Raw genomic sequence first — 24,627 nt, forward strand, 5'->3', positions numbered from 1 at the left:
CCGTCCCCCTCCCGTCACCCTCCCGTCACGCCGCGCGACCCGCCCGGTCGTCCGGCGTGGCGGCGGGCTGCGCTACGGTCGGCAGCCGCGGCCCGTCGTGGCCACGACCCTGACCACCATCGAGAGGACACGTCATCCCCATGAACCGCACCGAGCTGCGCGAGGCCATCGCCACCGAGACGGGCCTCAGCGGCGCGCAGGCCGACCAGGCCCTCACCGCTGTGCTCGACGCCATCACCGGCGCCCTGGCCAAGGGCGACAAGGTCACCCTGCCGGGCTTCGGCACGTTCGAGACCCGTGAGCGCGCCGCGCGCCAGGGGCGCAACCCGCAGACCGGCGAGAGCATCGACATCGCCGCCAGCACCGCGCCCGCCTTCAAGGCCGGCGCCGCGCTCAAGAAGGCCGTCTCCGGCAGCTGAGCCACCCCCGTTCCACCCGGAGCCGGTCGGCCCTCCTCGTAGGGGCGACCGGCTCCGCCGGGTCTGCGCGACGGCACGGCCTCGCGCCGAATCGGCTCCGCCGGGGGTCCTGCCAGGCGAGAATGGCGATCGGAGGTGGCTCATGACGGACGGCGGCGACAGCCTGTGGCGCCGACTCTTCGACGCGACCCCTGACGCGATGTGGCTGGTCGGGTTCGACGGCGAGACGTTGATGGCCAACCAGCGCTTCGCCGACCTGGTCGGCCACCCGTACGAGACCATCACCAGCATCTCCGGGTTCGACATCGCCGACGAGGAGGGCCGGGTCGACTTCGCGCGACACCTCGAGGCGATGCGGGCCGGCCACCCCGGTGTCACCAACGAGGACGTCCTGGTCGTGCGCGGCGACGGCACCCGGATCTGGACCCTGTCGAGCTGGTCCCCGGTCCCCGACGCGGCCGGCACGGGAGTCGTCGGCTACCTCCACCGGCTCACCGAGCACACCGAGCAGCGCCACCTCCTCGACACGCTGCGCGACCGCGAGCTGCAGCTCGCCAACGCCCAACGCATCGCCCGCCTCGGCAGCTGGACGTGGGACCTCGAGACCGACCACCTCTGGTGGTCCCCCGAGCTCCTCGACGTCTACGGCGTCAGCGCGCAGGACTTCACCCCGACGCCCGACAGCATCGCCGAGCTGATCCACCCCGACGACCTGGCCACGGTCCGGTCCTCGGTCATCAGCGCGATGAAGACCAGTGACGGCTTCGTCCTCGAGGGCCGCGCGATCACCCCCGCCGGCGAGCTGCGCTGGATCCGCGGGGTCGCCGAGGTCGAGCGCGACGCGACGGGCCGCGCGGTCCGGCTGAGCGGCACGGGCCAGGACGTCACCGAACGACGCCAGGCCCTCGACGCCGCCACCACCGCGACCCGACGTCTCACGCTGCTGCAGCAGCTCGCCGAGGCCGCCAACCGCTCGAGCACCCTCGCCGACGCGCTGGTCCGCTCGGCCCGGCTGCTGGCCGGCTCGCGCGAGTGGACCCCGCTGTGCGTCGTCGTGCGCGCCGAGCGCGGGGCACCCCTCAGCGTCCTGCGCCTCCCCGAGCCCGCAGCCCCCGGCCTGCCCGCCCCCGACCTCGACGCGGCCGGCGAGTGCTGGCGCACCCGCGAGATGGTGCTCACGCGGCTGCCGGGCACGTCCGGCAGCCTCCTGCTGAGCCTCCCGGTCCGCGCGGGGCGCCAGATGGCCTGCGTGGTCCAGGTCGTCGCCGACCTCGACCGCCAGGACGACTACACCCGGTCGCTCATGGCCCAGGTCAGCGAGCAGCTCAGCAGCGTCGCCGAGCGCGAGCGGGCGGCCGACCAGCTCGAGGAGGCGCGCGACCAGGCGATGGCGGCCTCGCGGCACAAGTCCGAGTTCCTCGCCACGATGAGCCACGAGATCCGGACGCCCATGAACGGCGTGATCGGGTTGACCGACCTGCTCCTGCGCACCGACCTCGACGACCGGCAGCGGCGCCTGGCCGAGGGCCTGCGCGGCGCCGGCCTGACCCTGCTCTCGCTCATCAACGACGTCCTGGACCTGTCCAAGATCGAGTCGGGCAAGCTCGAGCTCGAGGCGATCGAGTTCGACGTGCGCCGCGTGGTCGACGAGACCGCGACGATCCTGGCCGGTCCCGCGGCCGAGAAGGGGCTCGAGCTGGTCGTCGGCTGCGACCCCGAGGTTCCCCGGCTGGTCCTGGGCGACCCGGTCCGCCTGGGACAGGTGCTCACCAACCTCGGCAGCAACGCCGTGAAGTTCACCGAGACCGGCGAGGTCGTCATCGACGTCCGGGTCGATCCCGACGACCAGCACGGGCAGGACGGGCAGGACGGGCAGGACAAGCCGCGCGGGCAGCACGGGGCCGGCCCGTCGGTCCTGCTCCGGGTCGAGGTGCGCGACACCGGCGTCGGGATCGCCGACGACGACCTCGACGGCCTGTTCGACGCCTTCACCCAGGCCGACCGCTCCACCACCCGCCAGCACGGTGGCACCGGCCTGGGCCTGGCGATCTCCCGTCAGCTCGTCGACGGGATGGGCGGGCGGATCGGGGTCCGCAGCGTCCCGGGCGCCGGCAGCGTCTTCTGGTTCACCGCCCGCTTCGGGGCCGTCGAGGCCGACGCCGACCCGCCGCGCGACGACCGTCCGCCCGAGCGCCGGCGGGTGCTCGTCGTCGCCGACCATCCGTCCACGGCGTCGTTCCTGCTGCGTCAGCTGACCGCGTGGCAGCTGCGGGTCGACCACGTCGCCTCCGCGCAGGAGGCGTCGGCCGCCCTGGCCGAGGCCGCCGACGCCGGCACCCCCTACGACGTGGCGCTGGTCGACCTCCCGGTCTCCGGCGACGCCGGCCCCGACCTCGGCCGTCGGGTGCGCGCCGACCCGACCGTCGGATCGGTCGACCTCGTCCTCGTGGCGGGTGACGGTGCGATGACCGACGACGAGATGCGCGCCGCCGGCTACCGCACGCGGGTGAGCAAGCCCGTGCGCACCTCCGAGCTGCGTGCCGCGCTCCTCGGCGCGAGCCACGAGCCGCACCGGGTCGTCGAGGACCGCCCCCCGCTCCCCACCAGGGCGCCGCTGGGCCTGCACGTCCTCGTCGTGGAGGACAACGCCGTCAACCAGCTCGTCGCGACGGGCCTGCTTGAGAACCTCGGCTGCACCGTCGCGGCCGTCGGCAACGGGGCCGAGGCCGTCGACGCGCTGTCCGAGGGGCACGACATCGACGTGGTGCTGATGGACTGCCGGATGCCGCGCATGGACGGCTTCGCCGCGACCCGCGCCATCCGCAGGCGCGAGGCCGCCCGGCCCGGGCGGCGGGTGCCGATCATCGCGATGACGGCCTCGGCCCTGCCCGGTGAGCGGGACCGCTGCCTGGCAGCCGGCATGGACGACTTCCTCACCAAGCCGGTCGACCCGGCCCAGCTCGCGGCGGCCGTGTCCCGGGCCGCGGCGCCCGGGCGCCTGCACCGCGCCCCCGCGGCCACCCCCGCCGCTCCCGTGAGCGCTCCTCCGGCCGGCGCCCTCGACCTCGAGCGGGTCGAGCTGCTGCGAGAGCTCGTCAAGGACGGCGTCACCTTCTTCGAGCGCACCCGCACCTCGTTCCTCTCGCGCATCGACGGCGCCGTGGCCCAGATCAGCACCGCCGTGGCCGACGGCGACGTCGAGCGCACCGGGGCGGACGCCCACCAGCTCAAGGGCAGCGCGTTCAACCTCGGCCTGGTGCGGGTGGGGGCCGCCGCGGCCGCGATCGAGGAGCTCGCCCTCACCGGCGACCTCACGGGCGCCGACGACCTGCTCGCGACGCTGCGCGACGCGGTCACCGAGGGCGTCGACGCCCTCATCGCCGTCGGCGGGCCCTGACCACCGGGCCGCACCGCCCACGGCCCTCGCGAGCACACGTCGACCTGTCGTGGGCACTACCCTGGGACCAGGCCCGCGCCACCCCTGCGAGCCCTCCGAGACCACCCACCCCGTGGTCGCCCACCACCTCGAACGGACACCACCCATGCCCTCCTCCGACGTCTTCGAGCTCGGCCCCGACCACGAGCAGGTCGTCTTCGCCCACGACCCCGCCACCGGCCTGCGCGCCATCATCGCGATCCACTCGACCGCCCTCGGCCCGGCCCTCGGCGGCACCCGCTTCCACCCCTACGCCTCGACCGACGCCGCCCTGGCCGACGTGCTCGACCTCTCGCGCGGCATGTCCTACAAGGCCGCGCTCGCGGGCCTCGACCTCGGTGGGGGCAAGGCCGTCATCATCGGCGACCCCGCCACGCTGAAGTCCGAGGCCCTGCTGCGGGCCTACGGCCGCTTCGTGCAGTCGCTCTCGGGCCGCTACCTCACCGCCTGCGACGTCGGCACCTACTCCGAGGACATGGACCAGGTCGCCCGCGAGTGCGACTACGTCACCGGCCGCACGGTCGCCCACGGCGGCGCCGGCGACAGCTCGGTGCTCACGGCGTACGGCGTCTTCCGCGGCATGCTGGCCGCCGCCGAGGTCGCGTGGGGCACCCCCGCCGGCAGCGGCGCGCTCGAGGGTCGCACCGTCGGCGTGGCCGGCGTCGGCAAGGTCGGCCGACACCTGGTCGGCCACCTCCTCGAGGCCGGCGCACGGGTGGTCGTCACCGACGTGTGGCAGCCCGCCGTCGACCGGGTGCTCGACGAGCACCCGTCGGTCCGGGTGGCCGAGTCCACCGAGGCCCTGGTCGCCTCCGCCCTCGACGTCTACGCCCCCTGCGCTCTGGGCCACGCCCTGACCGACGAGGTCGTCGACGTCCTCTCGGCCCGGGTGGTCTGCGGCGCCGCCAACAACCAGCTGGCCCACCCCGGGGTCGACAAGACCCTGGCCGACCGCGGCGTCGTCTACGCGCCCGACTACTGCGTCAACGCCGGCGGGCTGATCCAGGTCGCCGACGAGCTGGAGGGCTTCTCGTTCGAGCGCGCGCAGCAGCGCGCGACCACGATCTACGACACCACCCGCGCCGTGCTCGAGCTCGCGGCGGCCGACGGGGTCACCCCCGCCGTCGCGGCCGACCGGCTGGCCGAGAAGCGGATGCGCGAGGTCGGCCGGCTGCGCGGCATCTGGTTGCGCTGAGCGTCCGGCGGCGGGTGCCCCACCTGGTGCCCGCCGCTGCGACCTCCGGGGCAGGTGCGGGTCGGGGACGGACGGGCGCGGCCGTCCGCCCCGGACCCGAAGGCCCTGTGGCACGAGATGGCGTGCCGGTGCGGCCCGGTGTGGTCTCGTGACGCTCCCTAGCGGGAGCTCCTCGACCACCGTGGGGTGCAGTCGTGGCGCTTCCTGGCGGGAGCTACTCGAGCACGGTGTGCGCGCACGCGAGAGTCGGCCCACGCGACGATGCGCGAGGGTCCTACCGAGGGGAGAGGTCAGTCCCGGGAGCGGTCGGCGTAGTCCGACCACTCGTCGGGGAGCTCGTCTGCCACCGGGTCGGAATGGACTTCGTCGCCGTGCAGCTCCTTGGCCAGCGCCCCGAAGTCCGTCTCGTGAGTACGGTACTTCAGGTCGCGCGCGACCTTCGTCTGCTTGGCTTTCGCTCGGCCGCGGCCCATAGGGTCCAGCCCCCTCGCACACTTGGCCGGGCGCGTGTCCGCGTCCCGGGCTCTCTCAACAGGATCTCGTGAGGACAACGCTACCTGCTGCGTGTCTGTTCCGGCACGCGGGTTCGCGGTTTGGTGCCATTAATTCAAGAGTCGTACGTCACCAGTCGGGGTGCTGACCCGTCAGGCGCACCGTCGAGGCCTGGTCGGGGTCGACGTCGACCTGCCCGGCGACCCACGCCTTGAGCCCCAGGCCCTCGGCCAGGTGCAGGGCGGGGTCGACCGAGTCGGGCGGGCAGAGCACGACCATGCCGACGCCGCAGTTGAGGGTCGCCTCGAGGTCGTCCTGACTGAGGTCGCCGACACGACGGACCAGGTCGAAGACCGGCTGGGGGTTCCAGGTACCGCGCTCGAGGGTGGCGCGCAGCTCGACCGGCAGCACCCGGGCCAGGTTGGCGGCCAGCCCGCCACCGGTGACGTGGGCCATGGCGTGGACCTCGGTGTGGTCGGCCAGGGCCAGGCACGCCTTGGCAAAGATCCGGGTCGGCTCGAGCAGCTCCTCGCCCAGCGTGCGACCGAGCTCGGGCACGTCGCGGTCGAGGGCCCACCCGGCCTCCTGGAGCAGCACGTGGCGCACCAGCGAGTAGCCGTTGGAGTGCAGGCCCGAGGAGGCCAGCGCGATGACGGCGTCACCGGGGCGCACCCGGCCCGGGCCCAGCAGCCGGTCGGCCTCCACGACGCCGGTGGCGGCGCCGGCGACGTCGTACTCGTCGGGGGCCAGCAGACCGGGGTGCTCGGCGGTCTCGCCGCCGACCAGGGCGCAGCCGGCCTCGATGCAGGCCTCGGCGATGCCCTTGACGATCGCGGCGATCCGCTCGGGGACGACGCGGCCGGTGGCGATGTAGTCGGTCATGAAGAGCGGCTCGGCACCGCACACGACGAGGTCGTCGACGACCATGCCGACCAGGTCGAAGCCGATGGTGTCGTGCTTGTCCATGGCCTGGGCGATCGCGACCTTGGTGCCGACGCCGTCGGTCGACGTCGCGAGCAGCGGGCGCGTGTAGGACGTCAGCGCGCTGGCGTCGAAGAGCCCGGCGAACCCGCCGAGCCCGCCGATGACCTCGGGACGGCTGGCCTTGGCGACCCAGCCCTTCATCAGCTCGATCGCGGTGTCGGCGGCGTCGATGTCGACGCCCGCGCGGGCGTAGGCGTTCTGGGGCTGCTCGGTCACGAGGCCGTCCTCACGGGTTGTTGAGCACGGGCAGGGCCTTGCCGTGCGTGGGCGACTGGATCGAGGTCTCGAGCAGGTGCTTGCCGAGCATGCTCTCGTCGGGCAGCGGTACGGGGTACTCGCCGGTGAAGCACGCGCGGCACAGGGTGTCGGGGGCCTGCCTGGTGGCGCCGATCATCCCCTCGAGGGAGATGTAGCCGAGGCTGTCGGCACCGACGCTGGCGGCGATCTCGTCGGGGCTCAGGCCGTTGGCGATCAGCTCGGCGCGGGTCGCGAAGTCGATGCCGTAGAAGCACGGCCACTTCACCGGGGGGCTGGAGATGCGGACGTGGACCTCGAGAGCCCCGGCCTCGCGCAGCATCCGCACCTGGGCCCGCTGGGTGTTGCCGCGCACGATGGAGTCGTCGACGACGACGACGCGCTTGCCGCGGATCATGTGGTCGAGGGCGTTGAGCTTGAGCCGGATGCCGAGCTGGCGCAGGGTCTGGCTGGGCTGGATGAAGGTGCGGCCCACGTAGGCGTTCTTGACGAAGCCCTGGCCGAACGGGATGCCGCTCTCCTCGGCGTAGCCGGCGGCGGCGGGGGTGCCCGACTCGGGCACCGGGATGACCAGGTCGGCCTCGACGGGGAACTCGCGGGCGAGCTGGCGACCCATCTCGACGCGCGACTCGTGGACGCTGCGGCCGCTGATGGTGGCGTCGGGTCGCGCGAGGTAGACGTACTCGAAGACGCAGCCCTTGCGGTCGGCCTCGGCGAAGCGGTGCGAGCGCAGGCCGTTCTCGTCGATCACGATCATCTCGCCCGGCTCGACCTCGCGCACGACGCTCGCGCCGATGGTGGCCAGGGCGGCGTCCTCGCTCGCGACGACCCAGCCGCGGTCGAGCCGCCCCAGGACCAGCGGACGGATCCCCTGCGGGTCGCGGGCGGCGTAGAGGGTGTTCTCGTTCATCCACACGAAGCAGTAGGCGCCCCGCAGCAGCGGCAGCACCTCCATCGCGCGCTCCTCCAACGTCGTGTCGGGGTGGTGCGCGAGCAGGGCGGTCACCAGGCTGGTGTCGTTGGTGGCCGCGTTGCCGGGGCGGGTGTGCAGCTCGAGCTCGTCGTCGGGGCCCGGGAGAGCCTCGACCATCTCGCGCAGCTCGTGGGTGTTGATCAGGTTGCCGTTGTGGCCCAGCGCGATCGAGCCGTCGAACGTCGCCCGGAAGGTCGGCTGGGCGTTCTCCCAGGTGCTGGCCCCGGTGGTGGAGTAGCGCGCGTGGCCCACGGCCAGGTGGCCCTTGAGGGAGGCCAGCGTGGTCTCGTCGAAGACCTGCGAGACCAGCCCCATGTCCTTGTAGACCAGGATCTGGCGGCCGTTGCTCACCGCGATGCCGGCCGACTCCTGACCGCGGTGCTGCAGGGCGTAGAGCCCGAAGTAGGTCAGCTTGGCGACCTCCTCCCCCGGGGCCCAGACACCGAACACGCCACAGGCGTCCTGGGGTCCCTGGTCGTGAGGGTCGAGTGCCGCGGTCAGCCGACCGTCACCACCGGGCCGGGAGCGACTGCTCTGGAAAGGCACGGGCTCATCGTAGTCGCCCCCGCCCGACACTCGGACGGTTGCCCGATCTGCCGCCGGATCCGGCCGTCCGACGTAGGGTGAGGCAACCCACGACAAACGACGAGGCCACGTCTTGACCGACGGCTCATCCCTTGCACGCCCACAGATCGACGTCACCACCTGGTCCGACGCCGGGTCCCGTGACGCCCTCGACCTGGTGGCGTCCTCGGTGGCGGAGATGATCGGCTTCGAGATCGCGATCATCAGCGTCGTGCGCGGCGAGCAGATGTACGCCGTCTCCGTCGAGGGCAGCAGCGGCGCGACCGACGCGATGCTGGGCCTGGCCACGCCGATCTCGATGGTGCTGCCCGAGCTCGAGCGCGCCGACGACTGGGGCCGCTTCCACTTCGTCCCCCACGAGCGGATCGAGTCCGACGTCGACCCGATCGGGTGGATCCCCGACATGGAGCCGATCGACGCGCCTGACGCCTGGCACCCGCTCGACTTGCTGATCGCCCCGTTGTACGACGACGCGTCGCACATGATCGGCCTGCTGTCGATCGACGTGCCCAGCAGCGGCCGGCGCCCGGGCCCGACCCAGCGCGACCTGCTCGAGCGCTACGTCGGGCAGGCCGAGCGGGCGCTGCGGATGGCCGTCGAGCGCGACGAGCTCGCCGAGCGGATCCGGCTGGCCGAGGCGGCGCGTCGTGTCGTGCGGTTCGCGACCTCCCAGGACGACCTCGAGAGCGTGCTCGACGACTGCCGTGAGCCGCTGCTCGAGGGCTTCCGCGCCGACTACCTCAGCATCCGGACCTACCCCAGTGCCGGCGTCCCCTCCGCCGGCAGCCCGTCGAGCAACCTGCCGTCCGACCACGTCGACAAGATCCGCAGCCGCGCCCGGCGGGCCTGGGCGCAGCAGGAGGTCGTGATCGTCGGGGGACGCCCCGGGGGCGGCGACGAGGCCGGCGCTGTCGACACCGCCGAGCACCGGGCGATGACCGAGGCCATGGCCATGACGGGCCTGGGCACGGTGATGCTGGTGCCGCTCGGCGCCGGTCGCGAGAGCCTCGGCCACGTGATCCTGGGCCGCAAGGACCCCGACCTGCACTGGAGCCCCGACGAGCAGAGCGGCGCGCTCGACATCGCCCGTGACATCGGGCAGGCGGTGGTCAACTCGCGCAACCTGCTGCAGGAGCAGCAGCTGGTCTCCGAGCTGCGCCGCCTGGCGACCTACAAGTCCCAGGTCCTCAGCACCGTGTCGCACGAGCTCAAGAACCCGCTCAGCGCCATCACCGGCTATCTCGAGATGCTCGAGTCCGACCCGTCGGTCACCGGCGACGCGCGCCGCTCGATCGACGCCGTGGACCGGGCGGCACGCCGGATGGTGCGGGTCGTCGACGACCTGCTGCTCCTCGCCGCGGTCGAGGACCCCGACAGCGTCCGGCCCACCGAGCCGATGGACGCCGTACCCGTGCTGCTCGACGCGCTCGAGCTCACCCGGGTCGCCGCCGAGCGGCGCCAGCAGCGCCTGGAGGTCATCGCGCCCGAGGGCGAGGTGCGGGTCCGGTGCGACGCCGGCGACCTCGACCGGGTGCTCACCAACCTGCTCAGCAACGCGGTCAAGTACACCCCCCAGGGCCGGACGATCCGCGTCACGCTCGCCGACCGGGGCGACGAGGTCGAGCTGGCCGTCACCGACGAGGGGATCGGCATCTCGGCGGCCGACCAGGAGCGGTTGTTCACCGAGTTCTTCCGCTCCACCAACCCCGGGGCGTTCGCGCAGCCGGGCACCGGACTGGGCCTGACGATCTGCCGCCGGATCGTCGAGCGCCACGGCGGCCGCATCGAGGTCGAGTCCGAGCTCGGCGTCGGCAGCACCTTCCGGGTCTTCCTGCCCGCCGGGGACCGGTAGCCGCACCCCCCCCCGACGGGCGCGCTCAGGCGGGCGTGACGGCCCGCACGGCGCCGGACCGCGCGGGCGACGACGTCCGGGCCAGGATCCGGTCGGCGACCGCCGCGGCCTGCGCCCGGATCTCGGGGATGGCGGTCGACTCCCACAGGGTGCCCTTGCGTGACGGACCGACGGCGTACAGGCCGGGGACGGCCTCACCGTGCTCGCCGACCAGCTCTCCGCCGTCGAGGGTGTCGATGCCGAGCAGCAGCGGGTCGGGGGTCAGCAGGCCGCGCTCGCGCAGCGCGAGGAGCAGCGGGTCGTCGCTGCGCGTGACGTCGGTGGCCGGGCCCGTGCAGTTGACCAGGGCCTGGGCGGTGACGGCGGTCGGCAGGTCGCCGATGCGGACCTCGCAGTGCCCGCCCCGGTCGGCGACCGAGGTGAGGCCGCCGGCGAGCACGCTGAGCCGCCCCTCGTCCTGGTAGCCGCGGATGCGGGCGGCGACCTCGGGGGCCATGCGGTGACGCCGTACCTCCCACTCGTGGGCGTGGACGGCGAGGAAGCGACGGCGCTCGTCGAGCGGCAGGCGCTTCCACAACGGCGTCGTCGCCGCGCGCAGCCCGTCGACGACCGCACGCCAGCCGACCCCCTGGGTGGCGGCGGCGCGCACCTGGTCGCGGACGTGGTCGGCGAGCAGGTCGGCGGTCAGCGGCCCCTCCGGCACGGGCTGCACCCACGCCGTCGACGACGCGGCGACGTGGGCCGCCGGCAGGCGACCGCGGCGGCTGACCATGACGACCCGACGACGCGGGCCCTCCTCGAGCAGGGTGACGACCACGTCGACGGCCGTCAGGCCCGTGCCCACGACGACGACGGTCGCGTCGTCGGCGAGCACGCGCAGGGCACCGAGGTCCCAGGGGTCCGCGACGTACCAGGACGCCGGCGGCAGCTGGTCGCCGTCGAGGACCAGCGGCCGCGGCCGCTGGTGGCCGTGGGCGAGCACCACGCTGTCGGCGCGACTCACGTCACCCGCGGTCCGCACCTCGAAGCAGCCGTCGACCGCGACGACGTCGTCGACGCGGCCCGCGCAGATGCGCAGCCGGTGGTCGGCGACCTCGGCGAGCCGGTCCTGCAGGTAGGTCGCGAAGTCGAGGCGGGGCAGGAAGGCCTGGGGGTCGAGGCTGCGACCGGTGCGCCGGGCCCACTCGATCAGGTCCGAGGGGACGTCGGGGAAGGCACTCATGTGACGCGACCGCACGTTGAGCAGGTGCCGCGCGTCGTTGGTGCCGTAGGCGATGCCGCGCCCCACGATGCCCGTGGCCTCGTGGATCTCGACCCGCAGCCCCGGGTCGGCGCTGCGGCCCAGCAGGTTGATCGCGGTGAGCACGCCGCTGGCCCCGCCGCCGATCACCGCGACCCGGTGGTGGTCACCGCCGGGGTACGCGGTGGGCTTCGCGGCAGGGGTCGGGCGGGGGTGGGTAACCATCCCCAAAGTCTACAAACAAAGGTGACTCAATGGGTAAAGGTGAGGGTGTGTGGGAGCGGGTCCGAGTCATCGCCTGGTCCGAGGGTCTCGAGACGCGCAGGACCCCCGCGAGCACGCTCGCGGGGGTCCTGCACTACGCGACCCGATCGACCTGCGTCAGCGCATCGCGCGGGCGCCGGCCTCGATGGCCTCGCGGATGCGGACGTAGGAGCCGCACCGGCAGATGTTGCGGATGGTGTCGAGGTCGGACTCGCGGATGTCGCGGCCCTCGCGGCGCACCCGCTTGACCAGGGCCACCGCGGCCATGATCTGGCCGGGCTGGCAGTAGCCGCACTGGGAGACGTCGCGGTCGATCCAGGCCTGCTGCATCGGGTGCAGGTCGCCGGGGGTGGTCTTGGCCAGCCCCTCGATGGTGGTGACCCGGTCCTTGGGCTTGAGGTCACCCACGCGGACGGCGCAGGGGTTGAACGCCTTGCCGTTGATGTGGGACGTGCACGCCTTGCACACGTTGATGCCGCAGCCGTACTTGGGGCCGGTGACACCGAGGAGGTCGCGCAGGACCCAGAGGACCCGGACGTCGTCGTTGACGTTGACGGTCACGGTCTTGCCGTTGAGGATGAAGGTCTGCTTGGGCATGTTCTTCGAGTCTCCTTCGCCGTCAGCGGGCGAGCTTGAGGCCGTTGGTGGGCGAGGGCGGGATCGGCGGCACGAACGTCTTGGGCTTGAAGCTGATCTCCCCGTGGTTGATCGGGAAGAACTTCGGCATCGTCTTGGTCGCCCGGGCGTAGGCACACGCCACCGCGGCCGCGGTGGAGCCGACAGCCGCCTCACCGGCCCCACCGGGGGTCTCGGAGTCGGACTTGATGATGTGCACCTCGACCTTGGGCGGCACGTTCCACTGGCGCGTGTAGAAGTAGTTGTCCCAGCTGGCCTCGAGGAAGTGGCCGTCGCGCAGGTGGCAGCTGCTGGTCAGCGTCATGGCGATGCCGTCCATCGCCCCGCCCTGCATCTGGGCCTCCAGACCGCGCGGGTTGATGACCAGGCCGGGGTCGACCGCGATGACGACCTTGGTCACCCGCGGACCCGTCACGGTCTCCTTGCCGAGGTCGCGGTTGACCGTCCGGGGACGGCAGTCGATCTCGACCAGGACGGCCGTGCAGCCCTTGTACTCCTTGTGGATGGCGACACCCTGGGCCATGCCGGCGGGCATCGTGCGGCCCCAGTTGCCCTCCTCGGCCACCTTGCGCAGCGCGGTCTTGACGCGCTCGTCCTTGAGCATCTCGAGCCGGAACGCGACGGGGTCCTTGCCGACCTTCTTGGCGATCTGGTCGATCGTCAGCTCGGTCGCCGTGGCGGTGTCGGGCGAGTAGATGTTGCGCATCGACCCGGTGCTGAACTTGTCCTCGAACTCGAGCGGCTCGTTGAGCAGCTGGGTGACCAGGCCGAAGTTGTAGGGCAGCTCCTGGGTGAGGGTGAAGATGCTCTCGGCGAAGCTCAGCCCACCGAGCCCGAGCGGGTCGAGCTCGTCGGCCTGCGAGGTGATCATCTCGCCGAGGCCGTGGCTGAAGTCGGTGGTGACGCTGGTGTGGCGCTGCTCGAAGCTGAGCACCTGGCCGTTGAGCACGGTCGCGCGGCAGCGCGAGGTGGCCATGGGGTGCAGGCGACCCTGGCGGGGCTCGTCGGCGCGGTGCCACATCAGCTTGACCGGGACGCCCATCGCCTTGGAGATCTGGGCCGCCTCGATGGCGTGGTCGCCGAACAGCTTGTGGCCGAAGGAGCCACCACTGGTGATGACGTTGACCTTGACCTGCTCCTGCGTGAGGCCGACCGCCTCGGCCACGCGCTGCTGCGCAAGGATCGGCACCTTGAGGCCGGCCCAGATCGTCGCCCGGTCGGGACGGACGTCGGCGATGGCCGAGTAGGTCTCCAGCGCGGCGGTGCTGCGGAAGGCGAACGCGAAGTCGGTCTCGATCGTCTCGGCGAGGATCGGCACGTCCGGCACCGCGAGCGGGAGCTCGGCCGCGCGCAGCTTGGACAAGATGGTGGCGTCGGACTCGCCGGACACGGTGCCGGGGTTCCAGTCGACGTCCATCGCGCGGATCGCGTCGATGCACTGACCGAACGTCTTGGCCCGCACCGCGATGCCGGTCGGCACCTGGGCCACGTGGGTCACCCCGGGCATCCGCAGGATCCTCGAGCGGTTCTTGAGCCGCTTCGGGGTGCCCATGTGCTCGGGTGCCCGGCAGACCATGGTGGGCAGGGCGCCGGGGACCTGGAGGTCGGTGGTGAACCTCTTCTTGCCGGTCACCGCGTCGCGGGCGTCGATGCGGTTGCGGGGGCGGCCGACGACCTTGAACTCCTTGCGCGGGCGCAGCGTGACCTCGACGGCCTTGACGACCTGGCTCGCCGCCGCCTCGGCCAGGTCGCCGTAGCCGACCTGGTTGCCGGCCGGGTCGGTGATGACCCCGCCGATCGTGGTCAGGCGGTCGGCGGACGTGCCGAAGAGGATGGCCGCGGCCTCGAGCAGCTGCTGGCGGGCGATGGCGGCGGCGACGCGGATCGGCGTGTAGGTGGAGAACGTCGTGTTGGAGCCGCCGGTGAGCTGGTTGAGCAGCAGCTCGGGGCGTGCGGGCGCCAGCGTGACGTCGACCTTGTCGAAGGGCAGGTCGAGCTCGTCGGCGAGGATCATCGCCGTCGAGGTCATGATGCCCTGGCCGACCTCGGTGCGCGGGAGCGCGAACTGGGCGCGGCCCTGCTTGGTGATCGTGACGGAGATCAGCGCGGAGGTGGGCAGCGCGGAGTCAGTCTGCAGGTCCTCGAGGTCGTAGAACGACGGGATCTGCGGACCCGACGGGACGGCGGCGCGTGCCGGCCGGCCGGTGGCCAGGTCGGCCGCCACGACGAGCGTGCTGCCCGCCATCACGTAGCCGAGGAACGTGCGACGGTTGAGCGCACCGGACCCGCCGGAGGCGTTGTGCAGGTCGCTGGACGGGACGGAGGCGTCGAAGAGTTGAGTCATGTGAATCCCCATGGTGGCGAACGACCCGGGCCTCTGAGCAGGAGGCAGCCCGGGTGAGCAGCGTTCGTGCGACCACTGTGACAGCGATCACCGGACGGCACCATGCCGCGAGTGCCCATGATCACACCGGCGTCGTTGTGCACAGTGCACTGGATTTCACCCAGGTGGGTGGGAAGTGGAACCCAAGCCCATCCGGCGCGCGCGCAGGGCGAGGTCGAGCTCGACCGGCGGGGCGTCGTCGGTCAGGACGACGCCGGTCAGGTCGGCCACCCGGCGCAGCCGGTTGACCACCGTGTTGCGGTGGCAGTGCACCGCGGCGGCGGTCCGCGTGGCCGAGCCGGCGTGGGCCACCCAGGCGGTGAGGGTCTCGACCAGGACCCGCTGCTCGGCCGCCGGCAGGGCGTCGAGCGGCTCGACCCAGCGCGCGACCAGGCGCGACGCGGTCACCGGCGAGCTCAGCAGCAGCGCCTCCGGCAGCCGCTCGTCGAGCACGGCCAGCCCGGGCTGCGCGCCCTGGGCCCGCAGCGCGAGCACGGCCTGGCGGTAGCCGTCGTCGGCCGAGGCCAGCCCGGACACCACCGCGGACACCCCGACCGGGACGCCGTCGGCGCGGGCGGCGGCGTCCAGGGCGGCGTTGGCCTCTTTGGCGCTGTCGTCGCGCAGGGCGACCAGCCCCACCAGCCCCTCGGTACGGCGTACCCAGGCGGTCGCGTGGGGCGACAACCGGTCGTCGACGGCGCGGACGCCGAGCCGGGGGGCCACCACGACGAGCAGGTCGGCCGCCTGGGGCAGGTCGAGGCGCAGCGCGGCGTCGCGCGCGAACCCGGGCTCGCGACCCCGTCCGGCCAGCAGGCCCTCCCACAGCTCGGCGCGCTGCTGCTCGTCGGCGCGCACCAGGGAGCGCTCGTGGGCGTGGTAGGCCGTGGCCACCTGGGCGGAGGTCGCGTCGACGACCTCCCACAGCTGGGTGCCGATGTCGCGCAGCGCGGCGGCGTCGAGGACCTCCTCGCCGCGCTCGATGAGGTCCTCCCAGATCAGCCGGCCGCCCATCCGGAAGGAGCGCAGCACGTCGTCGAGGGGGACTCCCTGCTCGGCGCGGCGGGTGCCCGTCGCCCGCGCGGCGTCGTAGGCGGGGTCCTGGTCGTTCTGGTGCGGCCGCACGCCGGAGCCGACGGCGTCGGCCAGCAGCTCGAGGATGCGCACCACGTTGGTGACGCACGAGTGGCGCAGGTCGGAACGGCTGACCTGCGGGCCGCGGTAGGTCGGGTTGTCGCGCTGGATCGTGTCGACGAGCCGGTCGCTGATGACGTCGGCGCGCTCGCGTCGGTGACTGACCAGGAAGTCCAGGGTCGCGGCGCGCACGGGCGTGGTGCCTACAGCCGGCCCAGGTTGCGCAGCAGGAACGCCTCGGCGAGGACGACCTTCTCGAACTCGGCCAGGTGCAGGCCCTCGTTGGCGCCGTGGGCGCGGGTGTCGGGGTCCTCGACGCCGGTGACGAGCACGCTGGCCTCGGGGAAGGCCTCGAGGAACTCGGCGATGAACGGGATCGAGCCGCCGACACCCATGTCGACCGGGGCCGTGCCGTCCCAGGCCTCGGCGAACGCCGCGCGGGCCGCCTCGTAGGCCGGCCCGGTCGCGTCGATGGCCGTGGGCTCGCCGGTGTCGACGGTGGTGACGGTCATCGTCGCGCCCCAGGGGACGTGCTTCTCGAGGTGGGCAGTCAGGCAGGCCAGGGCGTTGGCGGTGGTGTCGCCGGGCGCGATCCGCAGGCTGAGCTTGGCGCGCGCGGCGGGGGTGAGGGTGTTGCTCGCGCCGTCGACCTTGGGGGCGTCGAGACCGGTGATGGTGAGCGCGGGCTGGGTCCACAGGCGCTCGACGACGGGCCCGCGGCCGATCCACTCGACGCCGGGGGCCGCGCCGCTCTCGGCGCGCAGCCGCGCCTCGGGGTACTCGACGTCGGCGGCCGGGCCGTGGTGGAGACCGGCGACCGCGACGGCGCCCTGCTCGTCGTACAGGGTGGCGAGGAGGGTGGTGAGCGTCATGATCGCGTCGGGCACCAGGCCGCCCCACATGCCGGAGTGGACGGCGTGGGTGAGGGTGCGCACCTCGACGTCGACGCGGACCAGGCCGCGCAGGCTGGTGGTGAGGGCGGGCTCGCCGATGTCCCAGTTGCCGGAGTCGGCGATGACGATGACGTCGGCGCGCAGCGCCTCCTGGTGCTCGGCCAGGAGCGCGGGGAGGGTGTCGGAGCCGACCTCCTCCTCGCCCTCGATGAACATGGTGACGCTGACCGGCAGGTCGTCGCCGAAGACGCGCAGCGCCCCGAGGTGGGCGGCGATGCCGGCCTTGTCGTCGGCGGCGCCGCGGCCGTAGAGGCGGTCACCGCGCTCGGTCGGCTCGAACGGCGGGCTGTCCCACTCGGCGTGGTCGTTCTCGGGCTGGACGTCGTGGTGGGCGTAGAGGAGCACGGTGGGGGCGCCCTCGGGGCCGGGCTTGTGGGCGATCACGGCGGGCGCGCCGCCGTCGGCGCTGACGATGTCGACGCTGGCGAACCCCTCGGCGCGGAACAGCGCCGCCACGGCCTCGGCGCTGCGCTGCACCTCGGAGGCGCGCGCCGGGTCGGCGCTGACGGACTCGATGCGGACGAGGTCCTCGAGGTCCTGGCGGATCTGCGGCAGCAGCTCGGTCACCTTGCGGCGGATGTCGTCGCTCATGCCGATCAACCTAGCGGGGGCCCGGGTACTATCGTCGGGGACCTTCTGCAGGCGACCCGGCACAGCGCCAGGTCGTGTGCAGAAGGTCCACGACTATCCCAGGGGGAGGTAGGAGGTGAGGTCGGTGCGCTCCCCGGAGGCCGAGACCCTGGCGTCGGTGAGGGCGTCGACCCAGGCGAGGGCGCCGGTGGCCAGGGCGATGAAGGTCTCGGCGTCGGTCTCGACGACGGCCGGCGGGGTGCCCCGGGTGTGGCGGACCCCCTCGATCACCTGCACCGCGGCGTACGGCGGGACGCGCACCTCGACCGAGGCGCCCGGCGCCTTGTCCTCGAGCAGGGCCAGGTAGTGCTTGACGAGCAGCTTGAGGTCGGCCCGCTCGGCCGTGCCGTCGCTCAGCCGGTCGGTCGCCGCGGCGACCGCGAGCGGGTCGGCGGGACGGAGTCGGGCGGGCACGCCCCGAGACTAGTGAGGTAGGCGGCCATCAGGTCGCCGGGGCGCCAGCCGGTGGCCCGGGCACGGGTCGTGTCGAGGCAGACGGGGTGCGCCAGCGTGTCGACGGCGTACGGCGTCAGCAGCGCCTCGCGGCGGGTCAGCCCCGCCAGCGCCTCGAGGCCGCGCGCGGCCCCGCGGGCCACGGGCAGCGGCAGGTGGGCGACGGTGACCGGCCGGGCCAGCGCCGCCCCGAGGACGGCGGCGACGGTCTCGTCGCGGCGTACCGGCACCCGGTCGGCGACGTTGTAGGGACCCGGCGGCCAGCCGAGCGCGGCGACGCACGCGGCGGCGAGGTTGTCGACGTGGGTCAGCGAGAGCGCGACGTCGGCGCCCGGCAGCACGATCCGGTCGCGGCGGCAGGCCCGGAGCAGCCGCGGCAGCAGGTGGGTGTCGCCGGGCCCGTAGACGGCGCGCGGTCGGACGACCACGGCCCCGGCGGCGAGCGCGAGACGGTCGCCGGCCGCCTTGGTGCGGCCGTAGGCGTTGAGGTGGCCGCTGCCGGTCGGGTGGTCCTCGGTGACCAGGCTGCGGTCGGGGCGCGGGTCGTAGACGCTCGACGAGCTCACCCAGACCACGCGCCGCTGACCCGCGGCGGCCAGCAGGCGGCGGGCCCCGTCGACGTTGACGCGCTCGAACTCGCGGGCGTCGGTGCCCGGACGCGGGTCGCCGACCGCCGCCGCGAGGTGGACCACCGCGTCGGTGCCGTCGAGGTCGGGCTCGTTGACCGCGGCGTCCCAGCGTCGCCACTCCCCCACGTCGGCGGGGCGGCGTCCCAGGGCCACCACCTCGTGGCCCTGCGCGACCAGCAGCCGGGCGACGCCCCCGCCGCAGAAGCCGGTGGCGCCGGTGACCGCGACCCTCACCGGACCCCCACGTCACCACACCGGACGACCAGCTGGCGCCAGGCGGGCAGGGCCGCGCGCCGGTCGGGCCGGGCCCGGACCACGTGCGGGGACTGCGGGGCGAGCGCCGCGAGCACGTCGTCGAGCTGCGTCCGGGCCAGGGCGGCCCCCGGGCAGGCGTGCGGTCCGGCGCCGAAGACGAGCCGGCTCACCGCCGCCGGCGCGGGGTGAACGACCGACGGGTCGCGCCGGTGGGCGTCGACGGCGTGGCGGACCACGAGCAGCAGCTGGTCGTCGGGGCCGACGTCGTGGCCGCCGACGACGGCCGGCGCGGCGGCGACGCGGGGCAGCAGCGGGGTCGGGGCCAGCACGCGCAGCAGCTCGTCGACCAGGACCGGCCGGCGGGCGTCGTCGCCCGCGTCGGACCACCACCCCTCGTCGGCGACCCAGGCCACGGCCCGCGGCACCGTGGCGTACGTCGTGGTGACCGCCGCGAGGGCCAGCATCTTGCCGAGCGGGTCGACGCGCCCGCCGCAGGCGTCGGCCAGGTGGTCGCGGTAGCGGGTCCGGCGCAGCGACGGCAGCTCGGCGGCCGCCGCGCTCGACGCCGTACGCCGGGCGGCCCGGGCGAGCGCGGCGCACTCGTCGGGCGTGAGGTCGAGGCCGAGCAGGGCGGCGGCCGTGCGCCCCGCGACCGCGTCGGCCAGGCGGCAGACGTCGAGCTCGCCGCCGGCGCGCAGCAGCGCGCCGGCCTCGTCGAGGACCGGACGCCACACCGGGCGCAGGGCGACCACCCCGCGCGAGTCGAGCCGCTCGGCCAGGGCCCGGCGCGAGGCGCGGTGCTCGCTGCCGGACTCGTCGAACAGGGCGCCGGCACCCTCGTGCTTGCGGATGGCGCCCCCGGTCGTGCGGGTGTCGGTGCGGTCGAGCGGTACGGAGGTGAGCACTGCTCTCACCTCGTCGTGGCCGTTCACGACGACCCGGGAACCCAGTCGCTGCACGGGCTTGCGGCGCACGCCGGCCATCAGGGCGAACAGGAGAGGGTGGCCTGCGAGGTAGACACGACGGTCCCGGCTGCGCGCGGTGGTCCTCACCGGACGTGCACCTCGTCGGAGGTGGGCGGGACGTAGCGGCGGTCCCAGTACCAGAGCAGGGTGCGCCGCACGCCCCACTCACGCAGCCGCCGCAGGCTGTTCTCGACGACGACCTCGTCGGCGCGCACGACGTGCGGGGTGACGCGACGGGCCCGGTTGAGCAGCTCGACGTCCTCGGAGCCCTCCTCGAGCCGCTGCAGGGACGCGCCTCCCGCACGGGAGTAGACGTCGGCGGTGATCGCGAACGAGTGGCCGTGGGTGAGCACGTAGGGCGCGAGGTAGTCGGGACCGCGGTGCTCGCCCCGGTAGCGCCCGTAGAGCGCCAGCAGCCGTTGCACCGAGGGCAGCACGAAGCGCTCGGCCCACGTCGGGTGCTCGTCGCGGCGCGGCACGCTCGCGCCGCAGACGACCTCGGCGCCGCGGGCGAACCGGTCGCGGATCGCGCTGACCCAGTCGGGGCGGGGCAGGGCGTCGGCGTCGGTGCGCGCGATCAGCAGGGCACCGTGGTCGAGCGCGAAGCGGACGCCCGCCCCGACGGCGTGCCCCACGCCCCGCTCGGGCTCGACGACGACGTGCACGGGGAACGGGGCGGTGGCGGCGAAGGCCTCGACGACCGCGACCGTGGCGTCGCTCGAGGCGTTGTCGGCGACGACGAGGCTGAAGCGGGTGTCGTCCTGCGCGGCGAGCGCGGCCAGGGTGGCGCCGATCCCGGCGGCCTCCTGGTAGGCCGGTACGACGACCCAGAGCGGCCGGTCGTCGGGCAGCGCCGGGTGCGACCACTCCTCGACGACCGAGGCGATGGACAGCGCGCGCAGCACGGCGCGCACCGAGAGCGCGACCCACAGGGCGGTCGCCACCAGCGTCGCGACGGCCCCGAAGACCGCGCTGCGACCGGGCATCGTGTGCTCGAGATAGGTGCCGCCCAGGGTGCCGAGGAGCAGGACCACGACCGTCGCGGCGACCGCGGCCCACGCGGTGCGGGCCGGCGACGGACGCCGCTCGTCGGGCCACGGCAGCAGCCACATCAGCCCGCCGACGAGCCCCCCGAGCAGGACCGCGCCGGCGACCTCGGCCGAGACGCGCGTCGGCATCGCGACGACGACCACCACCGCGACGGTCGCGGCGGCGTACAGCGCGGCGGCGAGCCAGACGTCGCGCAGGTTGTCGAGCACCGGGTTGCCCGAGCCGTTGTCCTGGCCGCAGACCGCCCGGAACGCCGTGCGCAGCGCCCGCACCGACCGCACCGAGAGCCACAGCACGATCGCGGCCGAGACCCAGGTGAGGCTGCGGTCGAGGTCGGCGCTCGCGGTGGTCACGACCTGGGCCACCTCGGTGGGCAGCGTGCGGTCGGCGGCGGTGCGCACCCCGCGGGCCACCGTGGAGTGGTCGGTGCCGGCCCAGCCGAGCACGGTGCCGACCAGCAGCAGCACCGGCACGAGGCCGACCAGCAGCGAGTAGGTCACCGAGCCCGCGAGCGCGTCGCCGTTGGCCCGCGTGTAGCGCCGGTGCGAGGCCATCAGCAGCTCGCGCCAGCGCCGGGCGGTCCGGCGGCTCGGGCTCGTCACGAGAGCATCCTGGCGGTCGCGGCGCGGTCGGGCTTGCGCGACCGCCCGCTCGTCGGGATGGTCGCGACCACGACGTCGTCGGGCCGGGCCCGGCCCAGGGCCGCCACCGGCGCCCGCAGCCGTCGTCGTACGTCGGCCTCGCTGACGCCCGGCTCGGGCTCGACGACCAGCACCAGGCGCTCGTCGAGGTCGTGCCCGGGCACACCGACCAGCAGGGCGAGGGCGACGCCGGGCACCTGCAGCGACGGCTCGTGCAGACCGGGGTAGATGTTGTCGGCGCCGCGCAGCACCATGTCCTTGAGCCGCCCGTGGAGCACGACCGAGCGCCCGACGACCTCGCCCCGGTCGCCGGTGGCGACCTCGTCGAGGTCGGGGCCGCCGAGGTAGCGGGCGGCGGTCCCCGTGCCGGCGACCACCACCTGGCCCTCGTCGTCGGTGCGGGCCGTCATGCCGGGCACGAGCTCCCCCACCAGGTCGCCGTCGCGGCCCTCGGCGGCGTGCGCGGCCTTGGTGCGCGCCTCCACCGCGGCGACGGGGAAGGCCTCGGTCATCGCGTAGACCCCCCACGCCTCCTCGGCCCCTGCGTCGCGCAGGCGCTCGAGCAGGCGCGCCGAGACCGGCGCTGAGCCGGCGAACACCCGCCCGGAGAAGCGGGTGCCGCCGGCGAGCAGGTCGCGGGCCTGGGGCGGGGTGACGTAGGTGAGCTGGGGTCGCAACGCCTGGATCGTGCGGCGCCCAGCGTGGGTCGCGACCGGCGCGCCGGCGAGCAGTGCGGGTGCCATGGCGAAGAAGGTGCTGCCGACGACGGGACGGCCGGGCCGCACGTCCGCGAGGTCGGTGACCGCGGCGAGCCCGGCCGAGAGCGACGCGGTGGTGTGCACGACCGCGCGCGGGTCGCCGGTCGTGCCGGAGGTGAAGATGACCAGCGCCTCGGCGGCGCGGTCGGGCCCGTCGCCGCAGCGGTCGGGCGACGGCCCGGCGGGGAGGCGGCGCGGGAGCACCGCGACCGGGGCGATCGCGTCGAGGGGGGCCAGTCGCAGGCCGGCGCACCGGGCGATCGGCGCGGCCCAGCCGGCCGCGGCGCGCACCAGGGGGTCGGCGACGACCAGCCGCGCGTCGGCGGCGCGGAGCCGGGCGGTGAGCAGGGCGGGCGGCACGGCCGGGTCGACGAGCGCGACGCGCACGAGCAGCCGCACGCAGGCCAGGACGACCGCGAGAGCGGCCGGCCCCGGCCGGACGGCGAGCGCGACCGTGTCGCCCTCCCCCAGGCCGCGCCGGTGCAGCTCGGCGGCCACGGCGAGCGCCCGCGCGGCGAGGTCGCCCCGCGTGAGCGTCGTACGCCGGGTGGTGACGAACGCGGGGGCGCCCGGCGTGGCGAGCAGCCGCGGCAGGAGCTCGTCGACGCTCACCGGGGGTCGGGGGTCAGCCGGCCGGGGCCGCGGTCGAGGTACCAGCGGGCGGCGCCGACGACGCCGTAGGCGTCGATGCGGCGCATGGAGTTCTCGGAGACCATCGTGCGGCGCTGCTGGATCGCGGTCGTGCAGCGGCGCACGCGGTTGAGGAAGGTGCGGTCGGTGGGCGAGGGCATGCGGGGCATACCGCCGCAGCGCTCGTAGAGGTCGGCCGTGATCGCCATGTTGTTGCCGGCGTGCATCTGGTAGGGCACGAGGTAGTCCGGACCGCGGTTCTTGGCGCGGTAACGACCGAAGAGGGCCGCACCGACGACCATCCCGCGGAAGGCGGCACGGGCGAGAGCACCGTTCTCGTCGCGGCGGGCGACCAGGTGGCCGCAGACCAGCTCGGCCCCGTCGGCGAACCCGCCACGCACCTCGGCGACCCAGTCGGGCCGTGGGAGGCAGTCGGCGTCGGTGCGCGCGAGGTGGGTGGCCCCGCCCGCGATCGCCGCGCGGAAGCCGGTGTCGACCGCGCACCCCACGCCCTTCTCGGGCTCGTCGAGCACGTGCACCACGAACGGCACCGTGCGGGCGAACTCACGGGCGACCGCACCGGTGCGGTCGCGCGAGCCGTTGTCGACGACGACGAGCGTGAAGTCGTCGTCGCTCTGCCGCGCCAGGGCTGCGAGCGTGGCCGGGAGCGTCGCCTCCTCGTCGTAGGCCGGGACCACGACCCACAGGTCCATCTGCTCCCTCGGCGTCGGGCCGCTCACGACTTGGTCCACAGGGTCGACATGACCGAGACGCCGCCGCCGAGACCGAGCAGCATGACGGTGTCGCCGGGGCGCAGCCGGTCCCACTGCCCGCTCAGCTGCAGCGGGAGCGTGGCGGAGGCGACGTTGCCGTGGGTCTCGATCGTGACGTCGAGCAGGTCGCGCGGCGCGCCGGTCACCTCGCAGAAGCGGTCGACGTACGGCGCGGTGACCTGGTGCACGAGGACCGCGGCGAGATCGCTCCACTCCAGGCCGGCGTGGGCCATGGTCGAGTCGACGATGGCGGGCCCGATCTTCTCGAAGACGCGCTTGAGCTCGGCGCCCGCGCCGGTGAAGTAGAGCTTGTCGTGGTCGCGGGGGTAGCGGCTGCCACCGCCGAAGATGCCGCCGACGGCCCAGTGCTCGCTGTGGGTCTCGGTCTCGGTGCGCCCGAACCCGCCGGTGGCGACGGGCTCGACGACCACGGCGGCGCCCGCGTCGCCGAACGTGTAGCCGGCGAAGTGGTGGACGGCGTCTCGGACGTCGCGGACCGACCACCGCGTCGACAGCGAGGGCGTCTCACCGGTCACGACGAGAGCGGTGCTCGCGCGGCCCGACTCGATCATCGCGCGGGCCAGGTCGAGGCCGTTGAGGAAGGAGTTGCAGGCGTTGGTGACGTCGAGGCAGTGCGCGCGCATGCCGAGCGCGTGGTTGACCACGTGGGCCGTGGCCGGCTCGACGAAGTCGCGCGTGGCGCTCGCGAAGAGCAGCAGGTCGACCTCCTCGGGCTCGCGGCCGGCCCGGGCCAGGGCGACCCGGGCGGCGTCGATCGCCAGCGACGACGCCCACTGCTCGCCCTCGACGACCACCCGGCGCTCGCTGATGCCGGTGATCCGCTCGAGCAGCCCGGCGGGGAGGGTGAAGCCGGAGGCGGCCTCGACGCGGGCCTGCAGGTCGGTCGTGGTGAGCACCGTGGGGGGCAGGACGTGGGCGGCGGCGGTGATGCCGACACGGACGGGGACGGGGGCAGCGGGGGCAGCGGGGAGGACGTCCGGGGACGGGCGAGGCATGGATCCGAGGCTAGGTGAGCGCGCGGGCG

At 74.2% G+C, this 24,627-nt stretch carries 19 protein-coding genes; 4 read left to right on the top strand and 15 right to left on the bottom strand.

Annotation, left to right across the window (positions count from 1 at the left end; translation table 11 throughout):
* Positions 1-140: 140 nt before the first annotated feature.
* From FZC61_RS02035 to FZC61_RS02045, 3 genes are all read left to right on the top strand, one after another.
* Positions 141-419 (top strand): HU family DNA-binding protein, encoded by a 279-nt coding sequence (locus FZC61_RS02035; protein WP_148611953.1) that lies wholly within the window; start codon positions 141-143, stop codon positions 417-419.
* Positions 420-561: 142 nt separating this feature from the next.
* A complete protein-coding gene (locus FZC61_RS02040) occupies positions 562-3,816 on the top strand; it encodes a response regulator (RefSeq protein ID WP_148611955.1) in 3,255 nt (1,084 codons plus the stop codon).
* Positions 3,817-3,961: 145 nt separating this feature from the next.
* Positions 3,962-5,050 (top strand): Glu/Leu/Phe/Val family dehydrogenase, encoded by a 1,089-nt coding sequence (locus tag FZC61_RS02045; protein ID WP_148611957.1) that lies wholly within the window; start codon positions 3,962-3,964, stop codon positions 5,048-5,050.
* 290 nt (positions 5,051-5,340) lie between these two features.
* Here FZC61_RS02045 and FZC61_RS02050 read toward each other — a convergent pair whose 3' ends face one another.
* The 3 genes from FZC61_RS02050 to purF form a co-directional block, all read right to left on the bottom strand.
* Positions 5,341-5,523: a DUF3073 domain-containing protein gene (locus FZC61_RS02050; RefSeq protein WP_148611959.1), complete on the bottom strand. Its 183-nt coding sequence runs from the start codon at positions 5,521-5,523 to the stop codon at positions 5,341-5,343.
* 148 nt (positions 5,524-5,671) lie between these two features.
* Positions 5,672-6,742 (bottom strand): phosphoribosylformylglycinamidine cyclo-ligase, encoded by a 1,071-nt coding sequence (purM, locus tag FZC61_RS02055; protein ID WP_148611961.1) that lies wholly within the window; start codon positions 6,740-6,742, stop codon positions 5,672-5,674.
* A gap of 10 nt (positions 6,743-6,752) precedes the next feature.
* On the bottom strand, positions 6,753-8,300 hold the full coding sequence (purF, locus tag FZC61_RS02060) for an amidophosphoribosyltransferase (RefSeq protein WP_148611963.1): 1,548 nt from the start codon (positions 8,298-8,300) through the stop codon (positions 6,753-6,755).
* A gap of 112 nt (positions 8,301-8,412) precedes the next feature.
* Between purF and FZC61_RS02065 the strand changes: the two genes are divergently transcribed.
* Entirely contained in the window at positions 8,413-10,191 is a 1,779-nt protein-coding gene (locus FZC61_RS02065) for a sensor histidine kinase (RefSeq protein WP_148611965.1), read from the top strand.
* Positions 10,192-10,216: 25 nt separating this feature from the next.
* Here the strand turns inward: FZC61_RS02065 and FZC61_RS02070 are convergent, their stop codons facing one another.
* The 12 genes from FZC61_RS02070 to FZC61_RS02125 form a co-directional block, all read right to left on the bottom strand.
* On the bottom strand, positions 10,217-11,656 hold the full coding sequence (locus FZC61_RS02070; RefSeq protein ID WP_148611967.1) for an FAD/NAD(P)-binding protein: 1,440 nt from the start codon (positions 11,654-11,656) through the stop codon (positions 10,217-10,219).
* 156 nt (positions 11,657-11,812) lie between these two features.
* On the bottom strand, positions 11,813-12,292 hold the full coding sequence (locus tag FZC61_RS02075; RefSeq protein WP_148611969.1) for a (2Fe-2S)-binding protein: 480 nt from the start codon (positions 12,290-12,292) through the stop codon (positions 11,813-11,815).
* A 22-nt stretch (positions 12,293-12,314) separates the two neighbouring features.
* The gene (locus FZC61_RS02080; protein WP_148611971.1) at positions 12,315-14,675 is read right to left on the bottom strand and encodes a molybdopterin cofactor-binding domain-containing protein; all 2,361 of its coding nucleotides are present in this window, start codon (positions 14,673-14,675) and stop codon (positions 12,315-12,317) included.
* A 156-nt stretch (positions 14,676-14,831) separates the two neighbouring features.
* On the bottom strand, positions 14,832-16,037 hold the full coding sequence (locus tag FZC61_RS02085; protein WP_148611973.1) for a PucR family transcriptional regulator: 1,206 nt from the start codon (positions 16,035-16,037) through the stop codon (positions 14,832-14,834).
* Positions 16,038-16,048: 11 nt separating this feature from the next.
* The gene (locus FZC61_RS02090; RefSeq protein WP_148611975.1) at positions 16,049-17,389 is read right to left on the bottom strand and encodes a dipeptidase; all 1,341 of its coding nucleotides are present in this window, start codon (positions 17,387-17,389) and stop codon (positions 16,049-16,051) included.
* 93 nt (positions 17,390-17,482) lie between these two features.
* Positions 17,483-17,842: a sterol carrier family protein gene (locus FZC61_RS02095; protein WP_148611977.1), complete on the bottom strand. Its 360-nt coding sequence runs from the start codon at positions 17,840-17,842 to the stop codon at positions 17,483-17,485.
* On the bottom strand, positions 17,782-18,744 hold the full coding sequence (locus FZC61_RS02100) for an NAD-dependent epimerase/dehydratase family protein (RefSeq protein WP_148611979.1): 963 nt from the start codon (positions 18,742-18,744) through the stop codon (positions 17,782-17,784). The genes FZC61_RS02095 and FZC61_RS02100 overlap by 61 nt, the downstream gene beginning before the upstream one ends.
* Entirely contained in the window at positions 18,741-19,817 is a 1,077-nt protein-coding gene (locus FZC61_RS02105) for a cytochrome P450 family protein (RefSeq protein ID WP_148611981.1), read from the bottom strand. The genes FZC61_RS02100 and FZC61_RS02105 overlap by 4 nt, the downstream gene beginning before the upstream one ends.
* Complete coding sequence (locus FZC61_RS02110; protein WP_148611983.1) at positions 19,814-21,382, bottom strand: glycosyltransferase family A protein; 1,569 nt, start codon at positions 21,380-21,382, stop codon at positions 19,814-19,816. The genes FZC61_RS02105 and FZC61_RS02110 overlap by 4 nt, the downstream gene beginning before the upstream one ends.
* Positions 21,379-22,791, bottom strand: a complete 1,413-nt coding sequence (locus FZC61_RS02115; protein ID WP_211357037.1) for an AMP-binding protein — start codon at positions 22,789-22,791, stop codon at positions 21,379-21,381. Before FZC61_RS02115 ends, FZC61_RS02110 begins: the two co-directional genes overlap by 4 nt.
* Entirely contained in the window at positions 22,788-23,549 is a 762-nt protein-coding gene (locus FZC61_RS02120; RefSeq protein WP_211357038.1) for a glycosyltransferase family 2 protein, read from the bottom strand. The genes FZC61_RS02115 and FZC61_RS02120 overlap by 4 nt, the downstream gene beginning before the upstream one ends.
* Positions 23,546-24,598, bottom strand: coding sequence for a 3-oxoacyl-ACP synthase III family protein (locus FZC61_RS02125; protein ID WP_148611985.1), 1,053 nt, complete (start codon positions 24,596-24,598; stop codon positions 23,546-23,548). Before FZC61_RS02125 ends, FZC61_RS02120 begins: the two co-directional genes overlap by 4 nt.
* Between the last annotated feature and the right edge of the window lie 29 nt (positions 24,599-24,627).

This window comes from Nocardioides rubriscoriae, assembly GCF_008087085.1.
GTDB lineage: Bacteria > Actinomycetota > Actinomycetes > Propionibacteriales > Nocardioidaceae > Nocardioides > Nocardioides rubriscoriae.